Below are 14,253 nucleotides of genomic sequence, written 5' to 3'. Positions count from 1 at the left end.
ACTAATCCCGGATGTGCGTGCCCCGAACGGCCGAAGGGTAGTGCTCGCGCCGACACGATCACGTCCGTGCGACGTCCGCACGGCGATCCAGGAAAGGCCGGACGCACATGGCTCAGCCCTTCACCCTGCCGGACTTCTACGTTCCGTATCCGGCGCGGCTCAATCCCCATGTCGAGGAGGCCCGAGTGCACACCAAGCAGTGGGCGCGCAGCATAGGGATGGTGGAGGGTTCGGGCATCTGGGAGGAGAAGGACATCGACTCCCACGACTACGCGCTGCTGTGTGCGTACACCCACCCCGACTGCTCGGCCGAGGCGCTCTCCCTGGTCACCGACTGGTACGTGTGGGTCTTCTTCTTCGACGACCACTTCCTGGAGCTCTTCAAGCGCAACCCCGACCGTGCGGGCGCCAAGCGGTATCTGGACCGGCTGCCGGCGTTCATGCCGATGGACCGCGGGGCCCCGATGCCGGAGCCGACGAACCCGGTCGAGGCGGGGCTCGCAGATCTGTGGACGCGAACGGTGCCGAGCATGTCCGACGCCTGGCGGGCCAGGTTCGCCGTGGCGACGGAGAACCTGCTCAACGAGTCGATGTGGGAGCTCTCCAACATCAACGAGGGGCGTATCGCCAACCCCGTCGAGTACATCGAGATGCGCCGCAAGGTGGGCGGCGCCCCATGGTCCGCGGGTCTCGTGGAGTACGCGGCGGACGCCGAGGTCCCCGAGGCCGTGGCCGACGAGCGCGCGCTGCGGGTGCTGCGGGACGCCTTCTCCGACGGCGTGCATCTGCGCAACGACCTGTTCTCGTACCAGCGCGAGGTCGAGGACGAGGGCGAGAACAGCAATGGCGTGCTGGTGCTGGAGCACTTCCTCGGCTGCAGCACCCAGGAGGCCGCGGACGCGGTGAACGATCTGCTGACGTCCCGGCTGCAGCAGTTCGAGAACACCGCGCTCACCGAACTCGGGCCGCTCTGTGCGGAGAAAGGGCTCGACCCCGCCCGAACCGCGGCGGTTCTCGCGTACGTCAAGGGCTTGCAGGACTGGCAGTCCGGCGGCCACGAGTGGCACATGCGCTCCAGCCGCTACATGAACGACGGCGCGGTCGAAGCGGCCACGACCGGCTTCGGCATGGCCGCGGCCTCGATCCGGTTCACCTCGCGCGCGGAGGCGGCCCGGCTGCGCAGCCACACCCATGTGCCGTACCAGCGGGTCGGCCCGTCGCTGCTGCCCGACATCGAGCTGCCCTTCGGCACGACGCTCAGCCCGCATCTGGACGGGGCCCGGGTGCGGATCGTGGACTGGTCGCGCCGGATGGGCATTCTGGAGGCGCAGCCGGGGGTACCCGGTTCACACATCTGGGACGAGGAACGGCTCCTCGCGACCGATCTGCCGCTGTGTGCGGCGGGCCTGCACCCGGACGCGACACCGGAGGAGCTGGACCTCTCCTCGCAGTGGCTGACCTGGGGGACGTACGGTGACGACTGGTTCCCGGTGGTGCACGGCCGGGGCCGCGACCTGACGGGGGCCAAGCTCGCCAACGAACGGCTGTCGCTGTTCATGCCCCTGGACGGGTCCCGGATGCCCGAACCGGTCAACGCCCTGGAGCGCGGGCTCGCCGATCTCTGGGCACGGACCTCGGCCCCGATGGACGCGAGCGGGCGCGGGGCGTTCCGCAAGGCGGTCGAGGACATGACCGCGAGCTGGGTGTGGGAGCTGGCCAATCAGGTGCAGAACCGCATCCCCGACCCGGTGGACTACGTCGAGATGCGGCGCATGACCTTCGGCTCCGATCTGACGATGAGCCTGTGCCGGCTCGGTCATGGCAGGAAGGTTCCGCCGGAGATCTACCACAGCGGGCCGCTGCGCTCCCTGGAGAACGCGGCGGCGGACTACGCCTGCCTGCTCAACGACCTGTTCTCCTACCAGAAGGAGATCGAGTTCGAGGGCGAGGTGCACAACGGAGTCCTGGTCGTGCAGAACTTCTTCGGGGTGGACTATCCGACCGGGGTGGCGATCGTGTACGACCTGATGAAGTCGCGGCTGAGGCAGTTCCTTCATGTCGCCGAGCAGGAACTCCCGGTGCTCTACGACGACTTCGGGCTGGACACGGAGGCGAGGGAGGTCCTGGCCGGGTACGTGCAGGAGCTCAAGCACTGGCTCGCGGGCATCCTGATCTGGCACCGGGACTGCCGGCGCTACCGCGAGCAGGACCTGCTGCGCGGCACCGGAACCCCGTGGCACATCAGCGGTCCCACGGGGCTCGGTGTCTCGGCGGCGCGGGTGACCGCGCTGTTCGCTCAGCCCTCGGCGATCAACGTGTAGCGGCCCCCGGCACGTGCCTTGAAGACCTTCTCGCCGCTCGCGAACAGCGAGCTGCGGACGGTCACTTCGCGGCTGCGGCTCGCCGTGATCACCACACGGCGGGCCTGCCCGGCGGCCCATTCGATGTCGACGGTGAAGCCTCCCCGGGCACGCAGTCCGCGCACCGATCCGTCCGGCCAGCCCGGCGGAAGGGCCGGGAGGATGTCGACGGTGCCGTGCTGGCTCTGCAGCAGCATCTCGGCGATGCCGGAGGTGGCGCCGAAGTTGCCGTCGATCTGGAAGGGCGGATGGGTGTCCCAGAGGTTGGGCAGGGTGGAGTTCTTCAGCTGTTCGGCGAGCATCCGGTGGGCGTGGTCCCCGTCGCGCAGCCGTGCCCAGAAGTTGATCTTCCACGCCTTGGACCAGCCGGTGCCGCCGTCGCCGCGTGCGCGGAGGGAGACCTTGGCCGCCTCGGCCCACTCGCTGCCGGGTTCGATCTGCCGCCCGGGGTGCAGGGCGAAGAGGTGCGAGACATGGCGGTGGTCGTCGGCCGGGTCGTCGCGGTCGGTCTTCCACTCCTGGAGCTGGCCCCAGGAGCCGATCCGCAGTCCCGGGTCGAGCCGGTCGAGGGCGTTCTCCAGCCGGCTGCGGAAGGCGGGTGCGTCACCGAGGGTGCGGGCGGCCTCCAGGGTGTTGGTGAGGAGGTCGTGCACGATCTGCTGGGACATCGCGGCCCCGGCGGTGAAGTCGCCGTGCTCCGGAGAGTAACTGGGGGTGACGACGAGCAGTCCGTCGCGCGGGTCGGTGCGCAGATTGGCCAGCCAGAACTCGGCCGCCTCCTTCATCGCCGGGTAGGCGGTGGAACGCAGGTAGTCGGTGGAGCCGCCGAACCGGTAGTGCTCGTACATCTGCTGGGTGAGCCAGCCGGCGGCCTCCGGGAACCAGAAGGCGGTGGACCAGTCGTGGACACCGGTGAAGCCGTACGGGTTGGTCTCGTTGTGCACCACCCAGCCGGCGGTCCCGAACATCTCCTTCGCCGTTCTGCGGCCGGGGGCGCGCATCGCCTCGATGTACCGGTCGTACGGTGCGGTGGTCTCGGCGAGGTTGGTGACCTCGGCGAGCCAGTAGTTCATCTGCAGATTGATGTTGCTGTGGTAGTCGGCGGACCAGGGCGGGGTCGTGGAGTTGTTCCAGACGCCCTGGAGGTTGGCGGGCAGCGAGCCGGCCCGCGAGGAGGCGATCAGCAGATAGCGGCCGTACTGGAAGAACAGCGCTTCCAGCGCCCGGTCGGCGGGGCTCGTTCCGCCCGTGTAGGCGGCGAGCAGCCGGTCGGTGGGCAGGTCGGGCAGCTCCTGGCCGATGTCGAGGACGACCCGGTCGAAGAGGGCGCGATGGTCGCGCACGTGGGCGTCGCGGACCTTCTCGTAGGAGCTCCGGGCGGCGGCGTCCACGGCGGCGGTGACCGCCCGGTGCGGGTCGGCGCCGCGGTAGGAGGGGTAGCTGTCGGCGTAGTCGGTTCCCGCGGCGAGGGCGAACCAGGCGCTGTCGGCGCCGGTGACGGTGAGGATGCCGCCCTCACCCGCGGTGACGGTGCCGCCGCTGGTCAGGACACGGATCTGGGCCTCGAAGCGCAGCCCGTTGTCCTTCAGCGCGCCGCGCACGGTGAGCCGGTCCCGGTCGGCGGTGACGGTGCAGTCGCTGCGGGGTGAGGTGTAACGCAGGGTGAAGGACACCTGCCCGGGGCGGTCGGCGCCGAGACGTCCGGCGATGACCCGGCCCGGGTGGGAGACGAAGAACTCCCTGCTGTGGCCGACCCCTTGATGGGTGTAGGTCACGGAGGCGAGGGCGTTGGGCAGATCGAGGGTCCGGCGGTAGGAGGCGTCGGGGGCGGCCGGTGCGTTCGACAGATCCAGCCGCAGGTCGCCGAAGACCTGGTAAGCGCCGTAGCCGCGCCGGGCCTGCCCGAGTTCGGCGGCGACGGCGTCCGGATCGAGTGCTCCCTCACTGTCGAGCCGTTGCTGTACGCTGGCGAGGGCGCCGGGTCTGGGTGCGGTCCAGTTCCCGAAGTCGTAGCCCTGGACGGAGCCGGGACCGCCGGTCCACAGCGTCTTCTCGTTGAAGGTGAGCTGTTCGGAGGCGAGCGTCCCGTACACGCTCGCGCCGAGGGCACCGCCGCCGATGGGCAGTGACTCGCGTTCCCAGTTCGCGGCAGGCGCGTCGTACCGGAGGGTCGGTTCCGCTCGTTTCTTCGCATAGGTGGCACTCCCCGATTCATCGGAGGTGCCGACTGCCGTCGCCGTTCCGGAGAGGGCGGGAATTCCCAGCGCCAGAGCACCGGTTGCGCCGATCGCTGTCTTCACTGTGGTGCGTCGCGTGATCCCGGATGTCATGCGGCTGACCGTAAAGGTCCGACGACTACCCGACAAGGAGCATGACAAAGCGGCCTCTTGGACGGAGGCCGCGAGCACTTGGACAGATGTTGGGGCAGAGGCCCGCAGCCGCCCGGAAAGCACGGACGGCCGACGGGAAGGACCGTTTCAGCCCTGCTGGAACAGCTCGGCGGGCAGGGGCTTGAGCAGGGTGTACAGATCGTCGGTGATCGGCCGGTCCCAGCTGGCGATGGTGACGAGCACACCGTCGCTGCGGTCGAACTGGACGCAGGAGATCCGGCTCTCGGAGAGCTTGACCCGGCGGACGATCAGCAGGTTGTCGCCCTGCATCACGGGCATGTCCTCGGTCCCGGTGACCTCGACCGGCTCGTCGTTCTCCAGCGCGAGCAGCAGCTGGGCGACCTCGAACGGGACCTGCCCCTCCTCGGTCTCGCGGGCGGGCGAGCCCTCCGGGAGGTTGCCGATGATCATCGCGGGGCCACGGCCGCCGAACAGGTCGTAGCGGAGAAAGACGCCCTGACAGCTCCCGTCGGGCGCGGGCAGCAGACCGGCGCCGAGGTTTCCGGGCCAGTCCCCCGGGTCCATGGCCAGGACGTCGAAGTCGGGGCCCGCGGGTGTGGCGGCGCTACGGCGGCGGAGGAAGGACATGCAGCCATGTTACGTGTCCGGGCTCACGTTGCAGAGCCGGGTCCGCGCAGGCCAACGCGCCGCCGGGTGCCCGGGGCCGGTCCGGGCGCCCGGACCGGGCGCGGGTGGGGCCCGCGGCGGTCCGGGACGGCCCGGTGTCAGCGGGTGGGGGGCTCGGCGCCGACCAGCCACATGGAGAAGAACTGCGCCCCGCCCCCGTAGGCGTGGCCGAGTGCCTTCCGGGCCCCGGGCACCTGGTGCTCGCCCGCCTGCCCCCGGACCTGCAACGCGGCCTCGGCGAAGCGGATCATGCCGGAGGCGCCGATCGGATTGGTGGAGAGCACTCCGCCCGAGGGATTCACGGGCAGATCCCCGTCGAGCTCGGTGACGCCGGACTCGGTGAGTTTCCAGCCCTCGCCCTCGTCGGCGAAGCCGAGGTTCTCCAGCCACATCGGCTCGTACCAGGAGAACGGCACGTACATCTCCACGGCGTCGATCTCGCGTCGCGGGTCGCTGATGCCGGCCTGCCGGTACACGTCGGCGGCACAGTCGCGGCCCGCCCGCGGCGAGACGAAGTCCTTCCCGGCGAAGAGCGTCGGCTCGCTGCGCATCGCGCCACCGTGCACCCAGGCGGCCGGGTGCGGCGAACGGGCCGCCCCGGCACGGTCGGTGAGGATCATCGCGCAGGCCCCGTCGGAGGACGGGCAGGTCTCCGAGTAGCGGATCGGGTCCCAGAGCATGGGCGCCGAGCGGACCTTCTCCAGGGTGATGTCCGGGTCGTGGATGTGCGCGTACGGATTCTTGAGCGCGTTGCGGCGGTCCTTGTACGCGACGAGGGAGCCGACCGTGTCGGGCGCGCCGGTACGGCGCATGTACGCCCGCACGTGCGGGGCGAAGAAGCCGCCCGCTCCGGCCAGCAGCGGCTGCTGGAACGGGATGGGCAGCGAGAGCCCCCACATGGCGTTGGACTCGGACTGTTTCTCGAAGGCGAGTGTGAGGACGGTGCGGTGCACCCGCGCGGAGACCAGGTTGGCCGCGACCAGCGCGGTGGAGCCGCCGACGGAGCCCGCGGTGTGCACCCGGAGCATCGGTTTGCCGACCGCGCCGAGGGCGTCGGCGAGATAGAGCTCCGGCATCATCAGGCCCTCGAAGAAGTCGGGTGCCTTGCCGATGACGACGGCATCGATGTCCGCCCAGGTCAGGGCCGCGTCCTCCAGGGCGCGGACGGCGGCCTCGCGGACGAGTCCGGCGATGGAGACGTCCCGGCGCGCGGACACGTGCTTCGTCTGGCCGATGCCGACCACGGCCACGGGCTCCTCAGGCATGAGCGCTCTCCCCTTCGAGGACGGCGACCAGGTTCTGCTGCAGGCAGGGCCCGGAGGTGGCGTGGGCGAGCGCCCGGTCGGACTCGCCGCGGTGGATGCGGGCTGCGGCCTCGCCGAGGCGGATCAGCCCGGCGGCCATGACGGGGTTGGCGGCCAGCGCGCCGCCGGACGGGTTGACGTTCACCCGGTCGTCGAGCCCGAGCGCCTTGCGCAGCACCACCTCCTGGGAGGTGAACGGGGCGTGCAACTCTGCGGTGTCCACGGGGCGTTCGAAGAATCCGGCGCGGGTCGCGGCGAGCCGGGTGGACGGTGATTCGGTCAGATCCCGCACCCCGAGCCCATGGGCCTCGACGCGGTGGTCGATGCCTCGGATCCAGGCGGGGCGGGGGCACAGGGCCCGTGCGGTGTCGCCGGCGGCGAGGATCACGGCGGCCGCCCCGTCACCGATCGGCGGGCAGTCGCCGGTGCGCAGCGGTTGCACGATGTACTCGCCGGCCGGAACCGCTCCCTTGAGCTGGGCGTGCGGGTTGTCCGCCGCGGCGGCCCGGCTGCGGCGGGCGATCCCGGCGAGAGCGGCCTCGTCCGTGTCGCCCGCGTCGATCAGCGCGCGGGCCTGGAGGGCGGCGAGTGCGACGGAGTCCGGCCAGAGCGGGCCGGCGTAGTACGGGTCGAGCTGGCGGGTCAGGACGTCGCGCACCTCGCCGGGCGAGGACTTCCCGTAGGAGTACACGAGCGCGGTGTCCGCCTGGCCGGTCTGGATCTTCACCCAGGCCTCGTACAGCGCCCAGGCCCCGTCCATCTCCACATGGGACTCGGATATCGGCGGGTACGCGCCGACGCCGTCGAGCGCCATGGTGAAGGAGAAGGCCCGGCCCGCGAGGTAGTCGCTGGAGCCGGAACAGGTGAAGCCGATGTCGCTGGTCCTGAGCCCGGTCGCGTCGAGGACCCGGTGCAGGACGGGCATCAGCATCTCGACTTCGGAGAGTTCGTCGGTCCGCCGCAGATGGTCCGTCTGCGCGAAGGCGACGATCGCCACGTCTCGCATCTAGAGCAGCTCCTTGTACGCGTCGTAGTCGGCGTCGGGCTCGCCGGCCGGCCGGTAGTGGTCGGGGTGTCGTCCGCCCTCGGTCCAGACGGGTTCGACGCGCAGGCCCATGCGCACCTGGTCGTAGGGAATGCCGCCGATCCGCGCGTGCAGGGCGAGGTCCGCGCCGTCGAGCGCGATGTGCGCGTAGACGTAGGGGACTTCGATGTCGAGGTTCTTCGCCTTGATGTTGACGATGCAGAACGTGGTCACGGTGCCGCGCGGGCCGACCTCGACCTGTTCGGTGGTGGCGACCCCGCAGGTGGGGCAGGCGCCGCGGGGCGGTACGTACACCTTGCGGCAGGAGGGGCAGCGCTCGCCGACGATGCGCCGGCGGGAGAGCGCGTCGAGGTACGCGCTCTGGGCTCGGCCGGGGGTGTACCGGTAGTCGAGCCTGGTGGGGGTGACGATGCCGGTGACGGGGTCGGTGAACCGCCCGTCGTGCGGGGCCGGTTGCCCGGTCTCCTCACCGTCGTACGGCTCGAAGCAGGCGATGTCCGTGATCGCTCCGGTGCGCTCGGCGGCCCAGCGGATCCGGACCCGCATACCGGTGCGTACGGCTTCGGGGCCGGGTGCGGCGAGGACGTGCAGCAGGGCGGTGTCGGCGCCGTCGAGCCGGACGAGGACCCAGGCGAAGGGGGCGTCCAGGGGCTGGCCCCGGCGTGGGGCGGGGTTCCAGGCCCAGGTGGTGACGGTGCCGGTGGCACCGACCTCGGTCAGTTCGCGGATCTCCTCCGCGGTGACGGGGTCGTACTCGACCGGCGGGACGAGGATCTTCCCCCCGGCGGTGCGGACGCCGAGGACGGTGCGTTCGCGCAGTCCGGTGAGGAAGGCGCTCTGGACGGGTCCGAGGGAGCGTGTGAAGGGGAATTCGACCACCAGCGGGGCGCTGAGGGCTTCGGGCACGGTTGCCTCCTCGGCTCAGGCCCGCCGGTAGACGGGCGGGCGCTGCTCGGCGAAGGCGCGGGCGCCTTCCTTGGCGTCGTCGGTCGCGAAGACCGGCCAGCCGCGTTTCAGCTCGGCGGCCAGTCCCTCGGTCTCGGTCATCTCCGCGGTCTCGTACACGGACGCCTTGACGGCCTCGACGGCGAGCGGCCCGCAGGCATTGATCCGCTCGGCGACGGCGAGTGCCTCCTCCAGGGCGGTGCCGTCGGGGACGACCCGGCCGATCAGTCCGATACCGGCGACCTCCGCGGCGGTGTACGGGCGCCCGGTGAGGAGCATTTCGAGCGCGTGCGTCCGCGCGATCTGGCGCGGCAGCCGGACCGTCGAACCGCCGATGGGGAAGAGCCCGCGCCGCACCTCGAAGAGCCCGAAGGTGGCACCCGCCCCGGCGATCCGGATGTCGGTGCCCTGGAGGATCTCGGTGCCGCCCGCGACACAGTGGCCCTCCACGGCGGCGATGACCGGTTTGCGGGGTCGGTGGTGGCGCAGCATCGCCTTCCAGTGCAGATCGGGGTCGGCGGTCATCCGGTCCCGGTACTGCTCGCCCTCCATCCCCTTGCCCGCCAGGGCCTTGAGGTCCATTCCGGCGCAGAAGCAGCCGCCCGCTCCGGTCAGCACGACCGAGCGGATCGTGTCGTCCTCGTCCGCCGCCAGCCAGCCGTCGTACAGCCCGACCAGCATCGGCAGCGACAGGGCGTTCTTCGCCTCCGGCCTGTTCAGGGTGAGCACCAGTGTGGCGCCCTCGCGCCGCACGGCGAGGTGTTCCGTACCAGCCATTGTCCGCCTCCCATCCAAAGACCTAGAACAGGTTGCAGTAGGCCGTGGCCCAGTTCAATAGTTTTCTGACAGCTAGTCAGATTTCCTTGGCGGCACCCCTTCCCAGTTGCGCCTCCCGGCGCTCTAATGACCGCCGAGCCAGTCAGCTTCCGGGGTCAGGAGGAACGGTGGAGTACAACCTTGCCGACCTGTTCGAGTCGGTCGTCGACGCGGTCCCGGAACGCGAGGCGCTCGTCTACCTCGACCATCCCGGCACGGGTGCGGAACGCCGGCTGACGTACGCGGAGCTGGACGCGGCGGCCAACCGCCTCGCCCACCACCTGATCGAGGCGGGCATCGCCCCCGGCGAGCACCTGGGGCTGCACCTCTACAACGGGGTCGAGTACCTCCAGACCGTGCTGGCCTGCCTCAAGGCCCGGATCGTCCCGGTCAATGTGAACTACCGCTACGTGGAAGAGGAGTTGGTCTACCTCTACCGCGACGCGGATCTGGCCGCGCTGGTCTTCGACGCCGAGTTCGACGAGCGGGTCGCGGCCGCCGCGCCGAAGGCCCCGGGCCTGCGTCATCTGGTGCGGGTGGGCGCGCCGGAGGCGGGGGTCCGGGGCCCCGAGGCCGTCGCGTTCACCGAAGCCGAGGCGGCCGGGAGCCCGGAGCGCGGCTTCCCGCCGAGGTCGGCCGACGACCAGTTCATCATCTACACCGGCGGCACCACCGGAATGCCCAAGGGTGTGATGTGGCGCCAGGAGGATCTCTTCTTCTCCGGCCTGGGCGGCGGCGCGCCGACCGGCGAGGCGGTGAAGAGCCCGCAGGAGCTGGCCGAACGGGTCGCCGCGGGCGGTGACGGGATCACCTTCTTCCCCACTCCCCCGCTGATGCACGGCACCTCGACGCTCACCGCCTTCATCGGCTTCAACTTCGGGCAGCGGGTCGTGGTCCACCGCAAGTTCGTGCCCCAGGAAGTGCTCCGTACGATCGAGAAGGAGAAGGTCACCAGTGTGTCGCTGGTGGGCGACGCGATGCTGCGGCCACTGATCGACGCGTTGAAGGGCCCCCTGAAGGGCACCGACTGCTCGTCGCTGTTCTCCGTGTCCAGCTCGGGCGCGATCATGTCGGACTCGGTGCGCGCGGAGTTCCAGGAGCTGGTGCCGACGGTGATGCTGCTGAACAACTTCGGCTCGTCGGAGTCCGGCTTCAACGGCACGGCGACGGCCGACTCGGGCCCGGAGAAGGGATTCCGGCTCCAGGTCAACTCCCGTACGGCGGTGGTCGATCCGACGACGTACGAGCCGGTCGCGCCGGGCGAGCCGGGGCGGATCGCCCAGCGCGGGCATGTGCCGCTCGGCTACTACAACGACCCCGGCAAGACCGCGGAGACCTTCTTCCGCCGCGGCGATGAGCGGTGGGTCCTGCTCGGCGACATGGCGACGGTCGACGAGGACGGCATCGTCACGGTCCTCGGCCGCGGCTCGCAGTGCATCAACACCGGGGGCGAGAAGGTCTACCCCGAGGAGGTCGAGCAGGCGCTGAAGGCCCATCCGGACGTGTACGACGTACTGGTCGCCGCGGTGCCCGACGACCGGTGGGGCAACCGTGTCGCGGCGGTCGTACAGCTGCGCGAGGGAGCGTCCGAACCCACGCTCGACGACCTCCAGGCCCACTGCCGGACCCGTCTGGCGGGCTACAAGATCCCGCGCCGGCTGGTGATCACCCGCCGGATCCAGCGCTCGCCGAGCGGCAAGGCCGACTACCGGTGGGCCCGCTCGGTCGTCGCGCCCCGGCGCGAACCCGGGGAATGAGGGCCGGGCGCCCCAGCGGCCGGAGCCGGTCCGGCCGCCGGGCGGCGGATCCCGCGTAAGCCATTCGGGCACGCTCCGAACCCATCCGCTCACCCTATGTGGCATCCGGGGGAGATCGACCATAGCTTCGGCTCATGAGGAAACGAAACATCAGGATCCTTGTCCCCGTCGCGGTCCTCTCGGCCGCGGGATGCGGAATGTCCATCCCCTCCGCCTCGGCCACGGACTCGCACGAGGTCCGTCCGGGCGAGTCGATCCAGAAGGCGGTGGACGCCGCCCAGCCGGGTGACACCGTCGTCCTGCTGCCCGGCACGTACCGGGAGAGCGTCCTGGTCACCAAGCCCGACCTGACCCTGCGCGGCTCCGGCAGCGGGACCGTGCTGAGGCCGGCCGAGCCGGGCACGAAGGCCCCCGACGCCTGCGCGAAGACCGGCAGCGGGATCTGCGTCCTGGGCAAGTCGGGCGGGACCGTGAACGGTGTGCGCATCGACTCGCTGACCGTCTCCGGCTTCAAGAAGAACGGTGTCTGGGCCTCCTGGACCGACCGGCTGACCGTCCGGCGGGTGACCGCCGAGCACAACGGCGTCTGGGGCATCGCCCAGGAGCACTCCACCCGCGGCGCGTTCATCGGCAACAACGCCCGCGCCAACGGCGACGCGGGCATCTTCGTCGCGAACACCGTGGACAAGGAGGGCGGTGCCACCGACACCCGGGGCACCGAGCTCCAGGACAACACACTCACCGACAACCGGATCGGCTTCACCGCCAGGCGGGTGCGCAACCTGTCGGTCCACGACAACCGTCTCACCGGCAACTGCACCGGTGTGTTCGTCGTGGGCGACGAGGGCAAGCCGCAGGCCGGAGCGATGACGATCGAGTCCAACGAGATCACCGGCAACAACAAGTTCTGCTCCGCGACCGAACGGCTGTCGGCCCTCCAGGGCTCCGGCGTCGTGCTCACCGGCGCCGCGGACACCGTGGTGCGCGGCAACACGATCCGCGACAACTCCGGCGCCACCCCGATGTCCGGCGGTGTCGTCCTGTTCAAGAGCTTCGTGGGCACCAAGAACACCGGCAACACCATCAGCGGCAATGTCGTGCTCAACAACAAGCCGGCCGACCTCGCCAATGGGGACACCGGCAAGGGCAACACGTTCGCCGACAACGTCTGCGCCAAATCCGCACCGGCCGGTATGTGCTGACCGGTGCACCCCCGCACGAGGAGAAGCGAAACAGCATGACCACTGTGAGCCCCACCCCCACACCCACCCCCGTACACGCCGCCCTCCCGCACCCCGTCACTCCCCCGCAGCCGGCCATGCAGCTGCGTGAGCTCGTCTTCGGCGCGGCCAGGGCCGCCGCCGTGCGCGCCGCAGCCCGCCTGGGCGTCGCCGACGCCCTGGGCGAGACGCCCGCCACGGCGCAGGAGCTCGCGGCGCTGGTGAAGGCCGAGCCGGTGCCGCTGCGGCGGCTGCTGCGCGCCCTGTCCTGCTACGGGATCTTCACCGAGACCCCGGAAGGGCACTTCGCCCACACGGAGATGTCGCGCCTGCTGCGCGAGGACGACCCCAACAGCCTGCGCTACATCTCGCTGTGGTGCACCGAGCCCTGGACCTGGGACGTCTGGCCGCACCTCGACGACGCGGTGCGCACCGGCGGGAGCGTCTTCGCGGACGTGCACGGCAAGGGATTCTTCGACTACCTCCACCAGGACGCCCACGAGTCCGCGCAGATCTTCAACCGCGCGATGACCACCTCCAGCATCCAGTCCGCGCTGGACGTCGCCGAACTCCTCGACCTCTCCGGGGTGACCTCGGTCGCCGACATCGGCGGCGGCCAGGGCCACGTACTGGCGAGCCTGCTGGAGAAGGACCCGGCGCTCCACGGCACCCTGATGGACCTGCCGGGGGTGGTGGCGCGGGCGGACGCCCGGCTGCGGGACGAGGGCGCGCTCGTCGGCCGGACCCGGATCGTAGCCGGGGACTGCCGTGAGGCCATCCCCGTCCAGGCCGACCTCTACATCATCAAGAACATCCTGGAGTGGGACGACGACAGCACCCGCCGGACGCTGCGCAACGTCGTCGCGGCGGCCCGCCCGGGAGCCAGGGTCGTCGTCATCGAGAACCTCGTCGACGACACCCCCTCGATGCGGTTCACCACCGCGATGGACCTGCTGCTGCTCCTCAACGTCGGCGGCGCGAAGCACACCAGGGAGAGCCTGGTCACCCGGATCTCGGAAGCCGGGCTGCTGCTCGGTGACGTCGTCCCGGTCAACGCCTACCTCCACGCCTTCGAGTGCGTGGTCCCCGGCTGATCACCGCTCCCCGGCACGACGTCAGATCGCCCCGGGTCCGGCCGGAAGGCCGGACCCGGGGCGATCGCCGGTCTCAGGCGGGGGTGCCGCGCTCCCACCGGTAGAACTCGTGGGCCATGGCGTCCTTGGGACTGCGCCAGGTCTGCGGATCGTACGCGCTCACATAGGCGGTGAGCTTCTCGCTGATGTCCTTGAACTCCGGGTGCCCGGTCACCTTCGCGATCTCGGGGCCGGGCGGGTTCTCCGACTCGATCAGGTGCAGATACACGTCGCCGAACTGGAAGAGCTTGCGCCTGGTGACGCCGACGAGGTGCGGCAGTTCGCCGCTGTCGGAGGCCGCGAACAGATCGGCGATGTCCGGCGCCGAACCCGGGGCCATCCGGGCGACGATCAGAGCGTGGTGCATCGGGAGATGCCTTTCTGGTTCCCGGTCCGGGGAACACACCGGACCGGAAACAGAACCAGCAGCAGAACCGGAGATGGGGCCGGAGGTGGGGCCGGAGGTGGGGCCGGAGGGTGACGGGGTACGCGGGTTCCCGCTCTACCACGACCCCGCCACCGGCCATTACAGCGCCAGCCAGGACACGCCAACAGACACAGCAGACGTCATGGGGGTAACGGACGAACGGCTCAGGGCACCGGAACCGGCCGCCGGCGGGGACCGTGCGTCCAGGTTCCCGCAGGCAACCGGCACA

Annotated in this window: 11 protein-coding genes; 4 read left to right on the top strand and 7 right to left on the bottom strand. The window is 70.6% G+C overall.

From position 1 onward, the window contains the following. Positions 1–107 precede the first annotated feature (107 nt). Positions 108–2,321, top strand: a complete 2,214-nt coding sequence (locus ACWCPY_RS36395) for a terpene synthase family protein (protein WP_451272399.1) — start codon at positions 108–110, stop codon at positions 2,319–2,321. Here ACWCPY_RS36395 and ACWCPY_RS36390 read toward each other — a convergent pair. The 6 genes from ACWCPY_RS36390 to ACWCPY_RS36365 all read right to left on the bottom strand — a co-directional run bounded on the left by ACWCPY_RS36390 (position 2,297) and on the right by ACWCPY_RS36365 (position 9,448). Next, positions 2,297–4,690: a glycoside hydrolase family 95 protein gene (locus ACWCPY_RS36390; RefSeq protein ID WP_451272397.1), complete on the bottom strand. Its 2,394-nt coding sequence runs from the start codon at positions 4,688–4,690 to the stop codon at positions 2,297–2,299. The genes ACWCPY_RS36395 and ACWCPY_RS36390 overlap by 25 nt on opposite strands. 147 nt (positions 4,691–4,837) lie before the next feature. Further along, a complete protein-coding gene (locus tag ACWCPY_RS36385; protein ID WP_018550733.1) occupies positions 4,838–5,338 on the bottom strand; it encodes a hypothetical protein in 501 nt (166 codons plus the stop codon). Positions 5,339–5,475: 137 nt separating this feature from the next. Then, positions 5,476–6,642 (bottom strand): thiolase domain-containing protein, encoded by a 1,167-nt coding sequence (locus ACWCPY_RS36380; protein WP_329815122.1) that lies wholly within the window; start codon positions 6,640–6,642, stop codon positions 5,476–5,478. Further along, complete coding sequence (locus tag ACWCPY_RS36375; RefSeq protein ID WP_451272395.1) at positions 6,635–7,687, bottom strand: thiolase domain-containing protein; 1,053 nt, start codon at positions 7,685–7,687, stop codon at positions 6,635–6,637. Before ACWCPY_RS36375 ends, ACWCPY_RS36380 begins: the two co-directional genes overlap by 8 nt. Continuing rightward, positions 7,688–8,632, bottom strand: a complete 945-nt coding sequence (locus ACWCPY_RS36370; RefSeq protein WP_451272393.1) for a Zn-ribbon domain-containing OB-fold protein — start codon at positions 8,630–8,632, stop codon at positions 7,688–7,690. It abuts the gene before it with no gap. A gap of 15 nt (positions 8,633–8,647) precedes the next feature. Then, positions 8,648–9,448: a crotonase/enoyl-CoA hydratase family protein gene (locus ACWCPY_RS36365; RefSeq protein ID WP_451272391.1), complete on the bottom strand. Its 801-nt coding sequence runs from the start codon at positions 9,446–9,448 to the stop codon at positions 8,648–8,650. 167 nt (positions 9,449–9,615) lie between these two features. On the opposite strand from ACWCPY_RS36365, the gene ACWCPY_RS36360 reads away from it, so the two are divergent. The 3 genes from ACWCPY_RS36360 to ACWCPY_RS36350 all read left to right on the top strand — a co-directional run bounded on the left by ACWCPY_RS36360 (position 9,616) and on the right by ACWCPY_RS36350 (position 13,558). Continuing rightward, positions 9,616–11,244, top strand: coding sequence for an acyl-CoA synthetase (locus ACWCPY_RS36360; RefSeq protein ID WP_451272389.1), 1,629 nt, complete (start codon positions 9,616–9,618; stop codon positions 11,242–11,244). Positions 11,245–11,378: 134 nt separating this feature from the next. Continuing rightward, positions 11,379–12,446, top strand: a complete 1,068-nt coding sequence (locus ACWCPY_RS36355; protein WP_451272387.1) for a right-handed parallel beta-helix repeat-containing protein — start codon at positions 11,379–11,381, stop codon at positions 12,444–12,446. Between the two features lie 35 nt (positions 12,447–12,481). Then, complete coding sequence (locus tag ACWCPY_RS36350) at positions 12,482–13,558, top strand: methyltransferase (protein ID WP_451272385.1); 1,077 nt, start codon at positions 12,482–12,484, stop codon at positions 13,556–13,558. A gap of 73 nt (positions 13,559–13,631) precedes the next feature. Here ACWCPY_RS36350 and ACWCPY_RS36345 read toward each other — a convergent pair whose 3' ends face one another. Beyond that, positions 13,632–13,964 carry a TcmI family type II polyketide cyclase gene (locus tag ACWCPY_RS36345; RefSeq protein ID WP_451272383.1) on the bottom strand — a complete coding sequence of 111 codons (333 nt, stop codon included), beginning with the start codon at positions 13,962–13,964 and terminating at the stop codon, positions 13,632–13,634. Positions 13,965–14,253: the final 289 nt, after the last annotated feature.

It is taken from the genome of Streptomyces sp. NPDC002403, assembly GCF_053593015.1.
This window is presented reverse-complemented; position numbering and strand designations above follow the sequence as displayed.